The 15,608-nt window shown below is 34.2% G+C and carries 13 protein-coding genes; 5 read left to right on the forward strand and 8 right to left on the reverse strand.

From position 1 onward, the window contains the following. Positions 1 to 23 precede the first annotated feature (23 nt). Positions 24 to 1,091, forward strand: coding sequence for a glycosyltransferase (locus ORI89_RS15780; protein WP_268231471.1), 1,068 nt, complete (start codon positions 24 to 26; stop codon positions 1,089 to 1,091). Here ORI89_RS15780 and ORI89_RS15785 read toward each other — a convergent pair. The 3 genes from ORI89_RS15785 to ORI89_RS15795 form a co-directional block, all read right to left on the reverse strand. Beyond that, positions 1,088 to 1,825 (reverse strand): lysophospholipid acyltransferase family protein, encoded by a 738-nt coding sequence (locus ORI89_RS15785; RefSeq protein WP_268231472.1) that lies wholly within the window; start codon positions 1,823 to 1,825, stop codon positions 1,088 to 1,090. The genes ORI89_RS15780 and ORI89_RS15785 overlap by 4 nt on opposite strands. Before the next feature lie 55 nt (positions 1,826 to 1,880). Beyond that, positions 1,881 to 2,591, reverse strand: a complete 711-nt coding sequence (locus ORI89_RS15790; RefSeq protein ID WP_268231473.1) for an SDR family NAD(P)-dependent oxidoreductase — start codon at positions 2,589 to 2,591, stop codon at positions 1,881 to 1,883. Between the two features lie 224 nt (positions 2,592 to 2,815). After that, a complete protein-coding gene (locus tag ORI89_RS15795; RefSeq protein ID WP_268231474.1) occupies positions 2,816 to 3,733 on the reverse strand; it encodes a lysylphosphatidylglycerol synthase transmembrane domain-containing protein in 918 nt (305 codons plus the stop codon). 412 nt (positions 3,734 to 4,145) lie between these two features. Here ORI89_RS15795 and ORI89_RS15800 point away from each other — a divergent pair, with 412 nt between their 5' ends. From ORI89_RS15800 to ORI89_RS15810, 3 genes are all read left to right on the forward strand, one after another. Further along, a complete protein-coding gene (locus ORI89_RS15800) occupies positions 4,146 to 4,706 on the forward strand; it encodes a hypothetical protein (RefSeq protein WP_268231475.1) in 561 nt (186 codons plus the stop codon). A gap of 112 nt (positions 4,707 to 4,818) precedes the next feature. Continuing rightward, positions 4,819 to 5,970 (forward strand): GDP-mannose 4,6-dehydratase, encoded by a 1,152-nt coding sequence (gene gmd, locus ORI89_RS15805; protein WP_268231476.1) that lies wholly within the window; start codon positions 4,819 to 4,821, stop codon positions 5,968 to 5,970. A 91-nt stretch (positions 5,971 to 6,061) separates the two neighbouring features. Further along, positions 6,062 to 7,021, forward strand: a complete 960-nt coding sequence (locus ORI89_RS15810; RefSeq protein ID WP_268231477.1) for a hypothetical protein — start codon at positions 6,062 to 6,064, stop codon at positions 7,019 to 7,021. A gap of 14 nt (positions 7,022 to 7,035) precedes the next feature. Here ORI89_RS15810 and ORI89_RS15815 read toward each other — a convergent pair whose 3' ends face one another. The 5 genes from ORI89_RS15815 to ORI89_RS15835 form a co-directional block, all read right to left on the reverse strand. Further along, a complete protein-coding gene (locus tag ORI89_RS15815) occupies positions 7,036 to 10,794 on the reverse strand; it encodes an ATP-binding protein (RefSeq protein WP_268231478.1) in 3,759 nt (1,252 codons plus the stop codon). A gap of 93 nt (positions 10,795 to 10,887) precedes the next feature. Next, positions 10,888 to 11,661 carry a succinate dehydrogenase/fumarate reductase iron-sulfur subunit gene (locus ORI89_RS15820; protein WP_268231479.1) on the reverse strand — a complete coding sequence of 258 codons (774 nt, stop codon included), beginning with the start codon at positions 11,659 to 11,661 and terminating at the stop codon, positions 10,888 to 10,890. A 54-nt stretch (positions 11,662 to 11,715) separates the two neighbouring features. Beyond that, positions 11,716 to 13,650: a fumarate reductase/succinate dehydrogenase flavoprotein subunit gene (locus ORI89_RS15825; protein ID WP_268231480.1), complete on the reverse strand. Its 1,935-nt coding sequence runs from the start codon at positions 13,648 to 13,650 to the stop codon at positions 11,716 to 11,718. A gap of 49 nt (positions 13,651 to 13,699) precedes the next feature. Next, positions 13,700 to 14,473 (reverse strand): succinate dehydrogenase cytochrome b subunit, encoded by a 774-nt coding sequence (locus ORI89_RS15830; protein WP_268231481.1) that lies wholly within the window; start codon positions 14,471 to 14,473, stop codon positions 13,700 to 13,702. 267 nt (positions 14,474 to 14,740) lie between these two features. Then, complete coding sequence (locus tag ORI89_RS15835) at positions 14,741 to 15,322, reverse strand: porin family protein (RefSeq protein WP_268231482.1); 582 nt, start codon at positions 15,320 to 15,322, stop codon at positions 14,741 to 14,743. 70 nt (positions 15,323 to 15,392) lie between these two features. Between ORI89_RS15835 and ORI89_RS15840 the strand changes: the two genes are divergently transcribed. Next, a complete protein-coding gene (locus tag ORI89_RS15840) occupies positions 15,393 to 15,608 on the forward strand; it encodes a hypothetical protein (protein WP_268231483.1) in 216 nt (71 codons plus the stop codon).

Here is a 15,608-nt window from a genome sequence, read left to right on the forward strand (position 1 = left end):
TATACATACTCTTAGTCCTCTATATGAGAAGGGGATGGAAACGGATACCTGGCTCTTGTCCGCAAAATATAAAACCTAAAACATCTGTCTCTATAATTATTGCTGCGAGAAATGAAGAAGATAATATAGGGAACACACTGGACTGTATCATTCAGCAGAAATTCCCTAAAGATTTAATGGAAGTTATAGTGGTTGATGACCACTCTATAGATAAAACTGCAGATATAGTACGTAGTTACGCAAAGTATGGCGTCACATTAATACAGTTGAACGAGGGGGATAAACTCAATTCTTATAAGAAACTTGCGATATCAAAAGCAATAGCTTGTGCGAAGGGAGAGATTATTGTAACAACCGATGCCGATTGCAGAATGGATAATGAATGGTTACAAAGTGTAATTGAATATTTTGAGAGCAATGAAAGTTATTTAGTATCATCTCCTGTGGTTTATTCTAACGAATCAAGTTATTTTGAAAGATTGCAAACATTAGAGTTTCTCTATTTAATAGGCTTAGGCGCAGCTGGTATTGGTAATAGTAAGCCTACAACTTGTAATGGAGCAAATTTGGCTTATAGACAAGATGTGTTTTATGAAATGGGAGGTTTTTCCGGTATTGATAATTTAGCTTCTGGAGATGATGAGCTTTTTTTGCATAAAGTAGCTGAGAAATATGCTGATAAAATAGGGTTTTGTAAAAGTAGAAAGGCAATAGTATATACAGATGCTAAGCCCAACTTACAAGCATTTATAAGTCAGAGAAAGCGATGGGCCTCAAAGAGTACTAAATATAAAGATAAAAAAGTTGTCATATTGGGTATCGCTATATGGTTATTTAACTTAGCTTTTATTGTCAGTTTAGTCGTAGGAATTTTAATTGAGCCAAGTTTAATCTTGTTGGTGTTAATCGTTTTTATATTGAAAGTAATTGTCGAATATTATTTTATCCATTTACTTTGCAGTTTTGTTCAAAGAAAAGAGCTGCTAGTTCATCTTCCCATATTATCTTTAGCGCATAGTTTATATTTGGTTTATATAGGTATAGCAGGAAATATGGGGAAATATGATTGGAAAGGGAGGACTGTTAACTAGGCTTCCACCTTTGAACGGATTATATCTTCAGCTTGTTTTACTATTTGTTCTGCAGTTAACCCATCTTTATTTATAGGTGATAAAACCTCCCACTGCATTGTTGTAAAAGGACGTAAAGGGAACATGCCATATCTTACCATCAGATATGAGCCTGTAATTGCAATAGGAACAATTAATGCATTTGGGTTTTTCTTTAAAAGTGTTGCTATTCCTCCCACTGAAAAACTTTTCATAGCTCCTGTGCGGGTACGTGTTCCTTCTGGGAATATAAATGCAGACCAGTTTTTTGTTTTCATATTGTTCGCAAGTTTTAAAATTTCAGAAATAGATTGCTTAGAGTCTTTCCGATTAATATTTGCCGCTCCTCCATGTATCAGGTTAAATGATATACTTGGAATGCCTGCTTTGGCTAATTCTATTTTGGAGATGAATTTGCCATGGTATCTACGAAGGAAGTATATAAGTGGTGGTATATCATATGAGCTTTGGTGATTTGCAATGAAAATGATAGGTTGCCCTGTAGGAATATTTTTATTATCAATGAATTTAGTTCTATTAAAAAGTATATAGTTACATGCAACTAAAAAACCATTTAGAACATCTACACTTTTTTTATGTGCTGTATATCCCCCTAATTTTAAAGATAACCATTGAATTGGATGGAATATGACTAAGAATAAGACAAAGCAAAAATAAAATAGAGGTGTCAATATATATCCGAGGAGTTTTCTCATGTTTTAATAGTTGTGTTTATTTCAAGTAATATTTTGCAAAAGAGTATTATATAGACTAAGGAGTCGTATTCGCTACAGGTAAAACTTTTCCATTATAATATTTATGTCCATTTTGGGCAAAATCAGCTAAGTATCTTCCCATTTCAAACGCCAATGTTCCTGCTTGGAGATCTGGGAAAGCGTTCTCAAACATTTCTGTTTGTGAAGATCCTAGAGCGAGACAATTTACTTTGATGTTTTGCTCTTTAAGCTCTTCAGCAAGGCATTCCGACAGGGTTGCAAGAGCGCCTTTACTAGTTGAGTAAGCAGATAGTCCGCTAAATTTTGAAGACCCTTGAAATCCGCCCATACTGCCCACATTAATTATGTGTCCTCCATCTTTCATTAATGGAACTACATGTTGAATCATATTAATATGACCTAAAAGATTGCTTTGTAGTGTTGTTGCAAAGTCTTCTAAGCTTGTATCCATAAATGGTTTGTTAATTATTGTCCCAGCATTGTTGATTAGGATATCAACTTTTTCAAACTTTGATTGAATGAAAGGCACTAAAGAGTTCGTATAATCGTCATAAACGATATCAAACTGAGCCGGATATAACTTTCCTCCATCGGGGTTTAAAGAACTTGATAGCTCGTGTAACTTGCGGAGTTTATCCGCAGAACGGGCTAATGCAATAACATTATTTTCTTTTTTAGATGTTAGGTCTAAGACGGCTTCAAAGCCTATTCCACTGCTCGCCCCAGTTATAATAATATTTGCCATTTTAAGATTGTATAGAGTTGTCAATTTGCTACATTAAATGCGTGCAAAATAAATGGGTGAAATTAAGCAATATTCATGGTAGATAAAAGAACGTAAAAAATTTGATTTTTATTTTGTATCCAAAGTTTGCAAATATCGAGCTGTTTATATCGTTCTATTTTATAAAGTTACTGCTCATGAACGCAACTTTGAGAATATTTAAAACGATATCATAGTAAGTTATATTAGGCATTATGATGCAGTTCTTTTTCAACCTCACTCGCAGAGGGTAGTTTATTAGCTCCCAGTCTCTGCGGACGAAAAATATAATATATACCTGATGTTGCTACAGTAAAGGAAATAATGTAGAAAGTTAAACTGAGTAACACAGCTAAATGTGGATCAAGGTTAAGGTAGACTGCTCCAAAAGACATTATTGACTCCCGAAGACCAACTCCACCTAAAATAGACGGAACAATTGCAACCAGCTGGGAAAGTAAAAAAATTAATAGGTATGGTGAGAATTTTCCGTCAAAACTTAAAGAGTAAAGTATAGCTATTGCACTGAGTGTCTGGAAACCCTGAACCATTAGTGCTTTTAAATGTGTAGTAATGAATTTGGATAAAAAATCTCTAAAGAACAATCTTAATAAATAAATATAAGTGGCTGTTCCTACAAAAAGTACACTAATGGTTATCGTATTAGGAATAGCAAATCGTGGCATGAAAATAATCAAAAACCCTGTAATGATGGAAAGAGCCCAAATACCGCTTAATCGGTCAAAAAATACTGCACTTAAAACTCGTCGTGTTTTAATCTGATGATTTTTCTTTAAAAAATATACTTTGTATCCATCTCCTCCAATGCCACCAGGGAGAAAAAAATTATATAATAGCCCTACTTGATATAGCCTTAGATTATAGCGCTCGGTTAAATTTAGACCGATAATTTTTAAAAAAGTATTTAGTCTTGAAGATGCAATTATTTGTGATGCTATATAACAGAAAAGAGCAATAAAAATGTATAAAGGCTTACAGTTTTCAATAGCTTCTTGAAGATTCTTATATGATATTGTTCGTGAAATCCAAAATATTGCAGTAATAGTAATGCCTATTTTAAAAATATTTTTGATAATAGACCAATATCTCTCTTTCTGCCCCATGATTCTTTAACGTTTTATAAAAGTATATATTTATATTATAATATTGAAGAAATCCGGCTATATAGCATAATTAGGTACATTGAGAGCATAACACCTGATAATGCTAGTAGCCAATTAGCATCTGTTTTATTATATTTGTCTCGGAGTACTACAAAAAGTAATATCACAAAGGAGAGTAGTAGCATTATAGGAAAGATAATAGCCCAGGGATGAGGAAAAGTAATTGTCTGTGCCATTGACTCTTTATTTGTGAAGTATAAAACAATAGGAGTTGCAAGAATAATTATTGTCAATTTTGTTACGGTTCTAGCGACTGTTTTACTTACGGTATGACTTTTGGAGGATCTCATTATTAAATCACATTTGAATAGTTGCAAATATACTTAAAAATAAAAAATTAAAATTTAACCTTATGTATAAACATATTCTATCTGTAGTTACATTGTTCAGTGTAGCATTATTAATTGCTTCATGCGGAGCACAAAAAAAATCATCTGTATCAGGAGGAAGTGGTGCCTCAATCACTAATGATGGGCCTACGGCTTCTCAGTGGAAATCAGGATTAAAAGGGAGATGGACACTTGAAGCCGTAGATAGAGAAAATATTCCAGCAGCCTATACGATAAAAAACATATTTGATGAGGCTCCTGTTGAGTGCTTTATTGGAAGTGAATGGAATCTTCCTGGAGGAAACAATAGAGGGGCAATTTCGTTTAATGCAGCTGGAACACTTTGTGCCGAGGGCGCTGTCCGAACTATTGTTTGGAGTGTTTATGATATTAAAAATGATGATAAACATCCACAATTTCAGTTTAAGAAAATATATTCAGGTGAGAGTCCAAAGAATGTTACTAGTGGATATCGTTTAGATTTGTCATATTCGGATGGCCAAACCCTGATTATGAGAATGCCAATCCCGCTAGACCAAGGAAGCGGTAATCTTGTGTTTACATTTTCACGAATAGCGCAGTAGTTAAGCGCCAAAATATAAAAGAGCCACCTCAATCGTGGCTCTTTTATATTTTTTTGTTGTTCACATGAAAAAGAAAAGTATAAAATTTCGTAGATTTATTCTTTATTGTTAAATGGAATTAGATAAACCAAAGGTAGCTTTTATTACAGGGATAACCGGTCAAGACGGAGCATATTTAGCTGAGTTTTTGTTGAAGAAGGGGTATATAGTGCATGGATTAAAAAGAAGATCATCTCTTTTTAATACTGATCGTGTTGATCACTTATACCAAGATCCACAAATTATTAATCGTAATTTTCTCTTACATTACGGTGATTTAACGGACTCGACAAATCTTATTCGAATTATTCAAGAGATTCAGCCAGATGAGATTTATAACTTGGCTGCACAATCACATGTGAAGGTTAGCTTTGATACTCCTGAATATACAGCAAATGCAGATGGGTTAGGAACATTACGAATATTAGATGCAGTACGTCTTTTAGGATTGGTGAATAAAACTAAAGTTTATCAAGCTTCAACTTCAGAATTATATGGTTTGGTTCAAGAAGTTCCGCAGAGTGAAGCTACTCCGTTTTATCCGCGGAGTCCTTACGCTGTAGCAAAACTTTACGGATATTGGATTACCGTTAATTATAGAGAAGCATATGGGATGTATGCTTGTAATGGAATTCTGTTTAATCATGAAAGCCCTATAAGGGGGGAGACTTTTGTGACGCGTAAAATAACAAGAGCTGCAGCAAAAATAGCATTAGGTTTGCAAGATCGATTATACTTAGGAAATTTATCTGCCCAAAGAGATTGGGGACATGCTAAAGACTATGTAGAGGCTATGTGGCTGATGCTTCAGCAAGAAAAAGCTGAGGATTTTGTAATTGCTACGGGAGTAACGACAACAGTACGCGATTTTGTCCGAATGACATTTTCTGAACTTGGAATTGAAGTTGAATTTAGTGGTAAGAATGAATCGGAGAAAGGTGTGATTATAGATATAGATGAAAATATCTTAAAAAAGTTGAGCATTCCTGTGGAAAACATTAAATTAGGTCAGACTGTTGTAAAAGTTGATGCACAGTACTTTAGACCTACTGAAGTAGAATTGTTAGTCGGTGATCCATCTAAAGCAAATAAGAAATTAGGGTGGTATCCTAAAATGACGCTGGAGATGTTAGTAAAAGATATGGTAGAGAGTGATTTAAAACTAATGCGAAAGGAAGAGTACTTGAGACAAGGAGGATTTGATACTCTGAATTACTTTGAATAGGAGTTCGTTAAGTGTCACTTGGAATAGTTTTTGTTAAAAATTGTTTGTTGTTAGTACTATACTTAGCATCAATGTTGACGAAGGAATAATAATGCGTAAAAAAGAAATTACCGATAATTTTCAAAATTATAGTTCGAAAGAGGGCAATAAAGAAGTAATTAGTCCTCAAAAAACTAGTTCTAAAGTTTATTTTTTTGTAATAGCAATAGCCGCACTGTTGGCTACTAATATTTATTTTTATATAAAATTTAAATCCTCAGGAGAGAGACTTTATACAGCAACTATTCAAAAACAAGATTTACAAATAGAAATAGATCGAATAGAGGCAGAACTAGATAATCTAATTGCATTAAAATCTGAAGATTTAGCACAGGCTGATTTTGAGGAATTAGAAATTAAGGCTAGAGATATGATTAATAATCTTCGAATGAAGTTGGAGAATAAATCAATTTCAGAATCTGATTTATATATCGCTAAGAATGAAGTAGCCAAACTTAAAAATGATGTCTCATCACTTAAAGTAAGCTTTAATGAGTTGAAACGTAGGAATGAATTATTGAGACAGGAGAATGATAACCTCATGGAAGATGTAAACTCTTCTGATCAGAAAATTGCTAAACTTTCTGGCGAGAATTCTCAACTACAGGAAAAAGTTGTTATAGCTTCAGCTTTAAAGGTATCCAATATCCAAGTCAACGGTATTTCTGAGTCTAAGAAAGGGAAAATTGAAATAGAAACAAAGGCAAGACGAGTCGATAAATTACAGATCTTATACTCTATTGCAGATAATACTTTGGCTGAAGTAGGAGAGAAAGAAGTTTTTGTAAGGGTCATTGATCCTTTGGGTAATCTTTATGGTGATGCAAATAACTTCTTTTTTGTTCATGGAGAAAAATTGCAATACACTTTTAAGGATGTTTTTTCTTTTACGAATAAGGGGGAGGAGTATCAATTGATGTGGACTACAGATAAGTTTAAGAAAGGAGCATATACTATTCTGCTTTATAGTAATAATGCGATAATGGGGAGAACAAGTGTAGTTTTGCGGTAATTAGGGAGAGTCACCTAGCTCATATTGCTTTTATCGTTGTATGTTGGTAATATTATAATAAAAGTCGTGCCTTTATTAGTCAATGTCTCATAATCAATAACTCCTCCAGCACCAGTAACTGTTTGTTTTACAAACGCTAAGCCTAAACCTGTTCCAGAACTTTTAGTAGTAAAATTAGGTTTGAAAATGTTTGGTATAACTTCTTTTGGTATGCCATATCCATTGTCTTTCACTAATATCTCTACCCAGTTATTTTCTAACTCACGAATTAATATATCTATTTTTATTTTCTTTCTACCTGTACTAGCTTCAATCGAGTTCTTAAAAAGATTATTGAAAGATCTTAATAACTGATCACGATCTCCTAATACAAAAATAGGAGATTTCTGAGTCTGGTTTATTAATGTAATTGTGGTGTTAGTACTATGATTGAATAAGTTAATTACTTTCTGTAACTTTTCAACAATGTTTATTTTAACAAGTTTTGTTTCTGGAAGTTTTGCAAAAGCGGAAAATTCAGTAGCAATTTTTGAAAGGCTCTCTATTTGTTCAATTATTGAGATAGATGTTCTATTAAAACGGTCTTTAAAGTTTGTGTCTTCTTCTTTATAAGATCTCATCAGTTGCTGTATGCCTAACTTCATAGGAGTTAATGGGTTTTTAATCTCATGTGCTATCTGTTTTGCCATTTCTCTCCACGCCTTTTCTCGTTCCGCATCCCTTAATTGTTTAGCACTTTCTTCCAATTTGATCAACATGAGATTATATTCTTTTATTAACATGCCTATTTCATCATTTTTGGCCCAGTATAGAGGTTCGTTAACCTTATTTGAAAGTTGCGTGTCCGCTAGCTTTTGTCGTATAATATCTAATGGTTTTGTGATAGTACTAGATAAAGCACCGGTGATAAACGCAAATATTATAATAATAAAGGTATAAATGTTAAGAATGGTATTCAGCAAAACCGTTTTGCTTGCATTAGCATCTCGTTCTGTAGTATAGTAAGGAATATTGAGGTATGCAATAGTATTATAATCCTCCCCTTTTATTGAAGCGTAAGCTGAAGCGTAATTGAATTTGGAAATACTTTCCTGCTCATAGGCTTCAGTTTTATGTAAAACAGATAATTTATATAATGCGCTTGGATTTATAAATTCAGAAATCAGTTTCAGATCAAAAATGCGCGGTTGTGATGAATATATTAATCTGCCATCTTTGTTATATAGATTGAAGTTTCTTACAGTAGAAGGAGCTATGTCCTTTAGCATATTAGCTATAGTTTCGTCATTTACATCTTTAGCATTGCCTATATTATTTTCTATTTTTTTTGATATCTCTGCAATCTCTCGGAATCTATCATCTTGTTTATTTGATTCTAATTGTGAGCTAATACTTAAAAAAGCAATTGCCCCTGATATTAAAATTCCAAATAGAACAGAAACGATTACTAATGTTTGTATTCGGGTACTGTATTGAATATTGTTAATAATTGTTTGTAGTTGATATTTTAAGGTATTCCATGGTAAGGGCTTGCTGACTATGGTTTTATAAAAGTATGTGATTACATTAAAACTACAGAAAAATAAAAGAATGAGAATGAACATAATTGATCCAAAAGCCAAGTGTTCCCACATTGTTTTTTTCTCCTTGCTTAATACAATTGTTGTATAATCATCTGGTCTAAACGCTAAGTGGTTATATCCATCTGATCGGTTTAGTGGTAAGTATTCTAGTACTTGTTTTGGAACATAATTGTCGTTGTCATCGTAGCTATATTTACCATATTGCGTTACGAGTCTATTTCTCTTATACAAAGCGTAAGAGTCGGTTTGCAGGTTTTCAAATTGCCACGCAGTTACCCGGTTGTCCGAAAGCACTTCAGGATAAGGTAATGATGTACTATAGGATAAGTTTTTTAGACTGAGATAGATATGATAACTTTTGTCATTATCATTTTCATAAGGGATAGAAATTTGGGTAAAATATTCGTGTGACCCGAGCTCGCTTTTTAGTCTATAAAAGTTATTCGTTAATGGAATCTTTATAGCACTTTTGATTACATCTTCTCTATACTGAACAGCTTTGTTATTTGTATAAGTTTCTAATGCTTTACCGTCATTATCATAGATGGAGATTTGGTTTTCAAATTTTGAAAGATAACCGCTCAAGTATCTACCCTTTATATACTCTGTTATAGTGGAGATGTTTCTATTTGATTTATCTAAATTAAGAAGATTATATAGGTCGTCATCATTATTTATATTTACTTCAAGATCGATGAATAGAGAAATTGCATTGAGATCATCTTCGGCCATTAAATGACTGATAGATTGCCTCATTGTCTCCTCTTTTTTTGCGTTAGTATATTGATTTGTTGAAACGGAGGTTATTGCAGCTAATAGTATGATTGTACTGATGAATATGGAAAGTCTATAAGAGCTTGCAAATGTGTGCACCTTAAATGTTCTAATTAAAAGGAATACACCTAGTAAAATATAGAAAAGTACGTTTAACTCTATTATTGAACTTATAGCCACGACACCTATTATACAAGCGAGCTGTATATTTAATAAAAGAGTGGTGTCATTCAGTAAGTATTTCGTTGTTTTAATAATGGTATCTACATATAAAGCTAATGCTGTTATATTGAAACAGTATATTATTAAAAACATCCAAATATCAGGACCCAATGTTAGTAATTTTGTTAAATCATGATCTCCTAAAGGTGAATGAGTTAATAAAGTACCTAAATAATGATACATTAGCTGTGCACATACGTATGTAGAAAGTATGCTGAAAACAGTAAATATCGACGCAAATATTTTGTTTTTTAATATTTTTGGGATACTTAGGTTTCCCATAATAGATATAAAAAAGCAGATAAACCAAAAAATACCTGCAGTAAACATAAGGTAGGACCAAATGTTTGGTAAAATTTCACTATAGGTATAATATTTTGGATCAAATATTTTGAGACTTGAATGTTCAGATAACCAATTGGAGTTGAGTTCAATATAGCGGAGACCCAGTAATGTAATAAGAAATAGAATTAAAGAAAGCCATGCGTGCCCATTTTTAGCAATATATAGGCAGATATTATTCGCTAAGACTACGATACAAACAAGTGCGGTTAGCCAGCAGAAAAATTGTAAATTGATGAATATATTATCTTTCTTTCCATCTATAAGTTTGATAGAAAATAAATATGTTTTGTCTTTACTATATATGTTTTCTATGTTTTTATTGTCTTCATATGAGGCAAATTCTAAGTTTTTAATTCCTTTTATAGCTATAAAGCTGTTTTCTAAGTATTCGTTAGAAATTTCATAATGGCTTTGTATGGGAATGAGAATTAATGCGGTTATACCATGTTCAAACTCTTGTCTTTTCGCAAGGAATGAGTGGTTTTCCGTTTGCAATAATGTCGTATTATATCGAAGCCCCAAATCAGTTACTGGTACATAATCATGGTTAGACCAATGACTGAGCTGATGATGACTGTAGATATATAAATAAAAGTTTTCGCGAATTAATTTTTGGCTAACCTTAAGAAGATCGTTCGGATTTTTATTACCATTTGTTATGGCATTAATAACTGAAGTGTCTTGCCATATTTTTTCGACTTTTTCTTCGTAATTGTGAATTTGTTTTGTCAGATTAGCCCTGTCTAATTCTAATATATCCTCATCCGTTACGCTGTAATTAATTGTTATAGCAGTTCCTATTAAAGATAATGTTAGAATGAATAAAAGGAAATTAATCTTTGTTAACATGAATAAATTCAGTTTGTTGCATGTAAATATAAAAAAAAGTCCTCGTAGTTGACTTTACATACGAGGACTCTTTATAGATATTACTGTATTTGTTTATTGATGCACGTCTTCTTCTCTGAAGAATTTGGCAGAAAAATACTCCCTATTCATCCGTGCAATATTTGATAGTTTAATACCTTTTGGACATTCTGCTTCACATGCTCCAGTGTTAGTACAGCTTCCGAATCCTTCAGCATCCATTTGGTCCACCATAGCTTGTGCTCTTTCATAACGTTCTGTTTGCCCTTGAGGTAAGAGTGCAAATTGAGATATTTTAGCTGAGACAAAGAGCATGGCTGAAGCGTTTTTACATGCTGCAACACAGGCTCCACAACCAATACATGTAGCAGATTCAAAAGCTTCGTCAGCAACCCGTTTTGGCACAGGAATAGCATTAGCATCCGGAATACCTCCCGTATTAACGTTAACATATCCTCCTGCCTGTTGAATACGGTCAAATGCTGTACGGTCTACTGCTAAGTCCTTTAAAACAGGAAATGCAGCTGCTCTCCAAGGTTCTATAACAATTGTTTGCCCGTTATGAAATGAACGCATGTGTAACTGGCAAGTTGTGATACCGTATTTTGGACCGTGCGGACGACCGTTTATAACTAAAGAACACATACCACAAATACCTTCGCGGCAATCGTGATCAAAGTATATAGGGTCTTCACCTTTGCGAGTAAGGTCTTCGTTAACAATATCTAGCATTTCTAAGAAAGACATATCGTCTGCAATATCGTTAGCTTGTACTGTGACGAATTGACCTTTTGATTTATCGTTTTTTTGACGCCAAACTTTTAGCGTTAAATTCATATGTTGTGCCATAATGATCTTTTAAGTAACAATAACTACCCAGTATAACAAAGGGTAGCTATGCTGTTATTTATAACTTCTTTGTGTTAACTCGACGTTTTCGAAAACTAAATCTTCTTTATGTAAAGTCGCTGCTTGTTCGTCTCCTTTGAATTCCCATGCAGAAACATATGTAAAGTTAGCATCGTCTCGCTTAGCTTCGCCTTCTTCCGTCTGTGATTCTAAACGGAAGTGACCTCCGCAAGATTCGTTACGGTTTAGAGCATCATCTACCATCAGTTCTCCTAGTTCTAAAAAGTCTGCTACACGCCCTGCTTTTTCAAGAGACATGTTCATTTCATCATTCTCGCCTAGGACTTTTGCGTTAGACCAAAACTCTTTTCGAAGTTCTTGAATTAAACCCTTAGCTTTTGTAAGGCCTTCGGCTGTTCTTGCCATTCCACAGTACTCCCACATGATATGACCTAATTCTTTGTGAATATCGTCAACAGTTTTTGTACCGTTTAGCTTTAATAGTTTATTAATTCGGCTTTCAACCTCACTACGGGTTTGTTCGAAAGCTGGATGATTTTTATCAACAGGGTTGAAGTTTCCTAAGTTTGCTAAATAATCACCCACAGTATAAGGTATAACAAAATAACCGTCAGATAAACCTTGCATTAAGGCTGAAGCTCCAAGACGGTTTGCACCGTGATCCGAGAAATTCGCCTCACCTAAGGCATATAGTCCAGGAACAGTTGTCATTAAGTTATAATCTACCCAAACACCCCCCATTGTATAATGCACAGCAGGGTAAATACGCATCGGTTGCTGATAAGGGTTCTCGTCTGTTATCTGGTAATACATATCAAAAAGGTTACCATAACGAGCTCTAACTGCATCTTCACCTAAACGGTTAATAGCATCTTTGAAGTCTAAAAATACTGCAACTCCGGATTTACCTACACCGCGCCCATCATCAACCATTTCTTTAGCATTTCTCGAAGCAACGTCACGAGGTACTAAGTTTCCGAAAGAAGGATATTTACGTTCAAGGAAATAATCTCTATCCTCTTCTTTAATATCACTAGGTTTGATCTCTCCTTTGCGAAGCTTAGCTGACATTTCTTGTGTCTTCGGAACCCATACACGACCATCATTACGTAGAGACTCTGACATCAACGTTAACTTTGATTGATGATCACCAGTTACAGGAATACATGTCGGGTGTATTTGTGTGTAACAAGGGTTGGCAAAGAAAGCGCCACGTTTGTATGCTCTCCATGCTGCTGTTACGTTACAGCCCATAGCATTTGTTGATAAGAAAAATACGTTACCATAGCCGCCAGTGCACAAAAGAACTGCATGACCTTCATGGGCTTCGATTTTACCGCTTACCATATCACGTGTAATCACACCACGAGCATGACCGTCAATCTTGACTAAATCTAACATCTCATGGCGTGTATACGACTTTACTTTACCTTTCTTAATCTGACGATTTAAGGCTGAATATGCGCCTAAAAGTAATTGTTGTCCAGTTTGGCCTCGTGCATAAAATGTACGTGAAACTTGTGCACCTCCAAAGGAACGGTTGTCTAATAAACCACCATATTCACGTGCAAAAGGAACTCCTTGCGCTACGCACTGGTCAATAATATTTGCAGAAACTTCGGCTAATCGGTAAACGTTTGCTTCACGAGCACGATAGTCACCACCTTTAATTGTGTCATAAAATAAACGGTAAACAGAGTCACCATCATTTTGATAGTTTTTGGCTGCATTTATACCTCCTTGTGCAGCAATAGAGTGTGCACGACGAGGAGAATCTTGATAGCAAAATGTTTTAACGTTGTAACCAAGTTCAGCTAAAGAAGCTGCTGCTGATGCGCCAGCTAATCCTGTACCAACAACGATAATAGTAAATTTACGTTTGTTAGCCGGGTTAACTAGCTTCATGTCAAACTTATGTTTTGACCATTTTTCGGTCAAAGGGCCCGCTGGTACTTTTGAATTTAACATATTTATTTTTTTTTATATTTAATAGATATAAGTCGTTATATCTTAAATATTACTTAACGAAATAGAAGTATAAAGGCATCAATGCGAAGCCTATAGGAATAATAACACCGAATAACCAAACACCTAATCCTTGGATTATAGGTATATATTTTTTGTGTGAAAGACCTAATGTTTGAAATGCAGATGTAAAACCATGAATCAAGTGGAAAGCTAATGCAGCCATTGATATTAGGTATAAAATTACTAAACCAATATTTTGAAAAGCAAAGTCTACTTGTTTATAAAGATCTTTTGCTTTGATAATTTCTACATTGTTTTCAATTGTTTCTTGATAGTCTCTAAATTCGCTTGCTGTCAATTCTTTAGAAGTAGTTTCTCCAGTTGCCAAGTCAGTGCGGTATTCAATGTAAGGGACTTGATCATTGTGATACTTCCACCAAAAGTTTTGCATGTGTGTAGCTAAAAAGACTAAAATAACAGTGCCTAAAATACCCATGTTTCTTGAGTTCCACTTACTGTTAGCTTTGCCATCATATTGAGCGTAGGCTACGGGGCGTGCTGCTTTGTTTTTTAACGTTAGAATTAACGCATACACAGCGTGTAGAATAATAGAAGCATAAAGTAGGTACGAAACCACTTTAATAGGGGCAAAATGCGTCATTAAATACGCATACTTGTTGAAGCTATAGCCTGCGTCGTTGTTAAATAACTGCAGGTTACCAATCAAGTGAACTATTAGGAATGTACACAAAAAAATTCCTGTCAAGCTCATGATTAGTTTTCTTCCTAGTGAAGAACTTAAAACTGGCTTTGAATTACTCATTATCCTTGATTTTTATATAATATTGATTCACAAATCTATCTAATTGTTAACACAATTATGACAAAGTAACACCTAAAACTAATAATTTAGAATTGTTCTAATCATAGAAAAGCTGTGTTATCATTAGAAACAACACAGCTTTCGACTATAAATGATAACTTAAATTAGTTGATCACTTGTTTTTGTTAGGTTGAAGGAGTTGACTATTAATTTTCTACAATATAAATAGAGGTTCTATCCTAGCTAACCTAAAATATTTTCAAAAAATTACAGAATTGCAAAACCTACTCCGATAGTCCACATTTTTATCTTCTGACTGTTGGCTTTGCTTTCGCTCAAGTTAGATAAACCATGCTCATAACGCAAATCAACAGTTAGTTTACTAATGTCAGCACCTATACCAGCAATTATACCTGTTGAGTTCTTTTTGTAATTGCCCCAATCTTGCGTAGGAGAAAAGTTTACTTTCCCGTCTTGAGCAAATGAGAAAACAGGGCCTGCTTGAAATCGAACTCCTAAAGGACCCAAACCTATTCTTGTACCTAAAAGGACTGGAACATCAAAACTATTAAATGTTGCATTACCGCTTTGAGCCTCTTCTTTTATGCCTACTTTTTTGCTTGCATAGTAAGCTTCTGGTTGGACGTGTATACCAGCCATTCCTATTCGTCCCCATACGCCAAGTTGGTATCCCGTTTTGGTGTCTGAATTTAGCAATTTGCCTTCTGTGCTTAGGGAAGAAAAACCTAGAGCTCCTTTCACGCCTAATTTGAACGTAGGAAAAAGTTGAGCTTGTGAAATGCTCACAAGAGCAAATAAACAAAGTAAAGTAAGTAGGGGTTTTTTCATAGTGGATATATTTAATTATATTTATTACTTTGTAAAAGTAACATATTTTTTCTAAAAGATAGTGACATATATGACCACACTAAAAATATCAAATCAAGATTGGGAAGTTTTGAAGATCAAGCTTGCTAGAAAGTACAACCATTTGACAGCGGAGGATTTAGCTTATAATGAAGGGCAAGAAGAGGAGCTTATTGAGCGCTTAGCTAAGCGATTGCGCAGAAATACAGCATATATTGTATTCACATTATCGAAGCAACTTGTAGATTTAGATTCTAATACTTTATAA

This window comes from Sphingobacterium sp. UT-1RO-CII-1 (assembly GCF_026711005.1).
GTDB lineage: Bacteria > Bacteroidota > Bacteroidia > Sphingobacteriales > Sphingobacteriaceae > Sphingobacterium.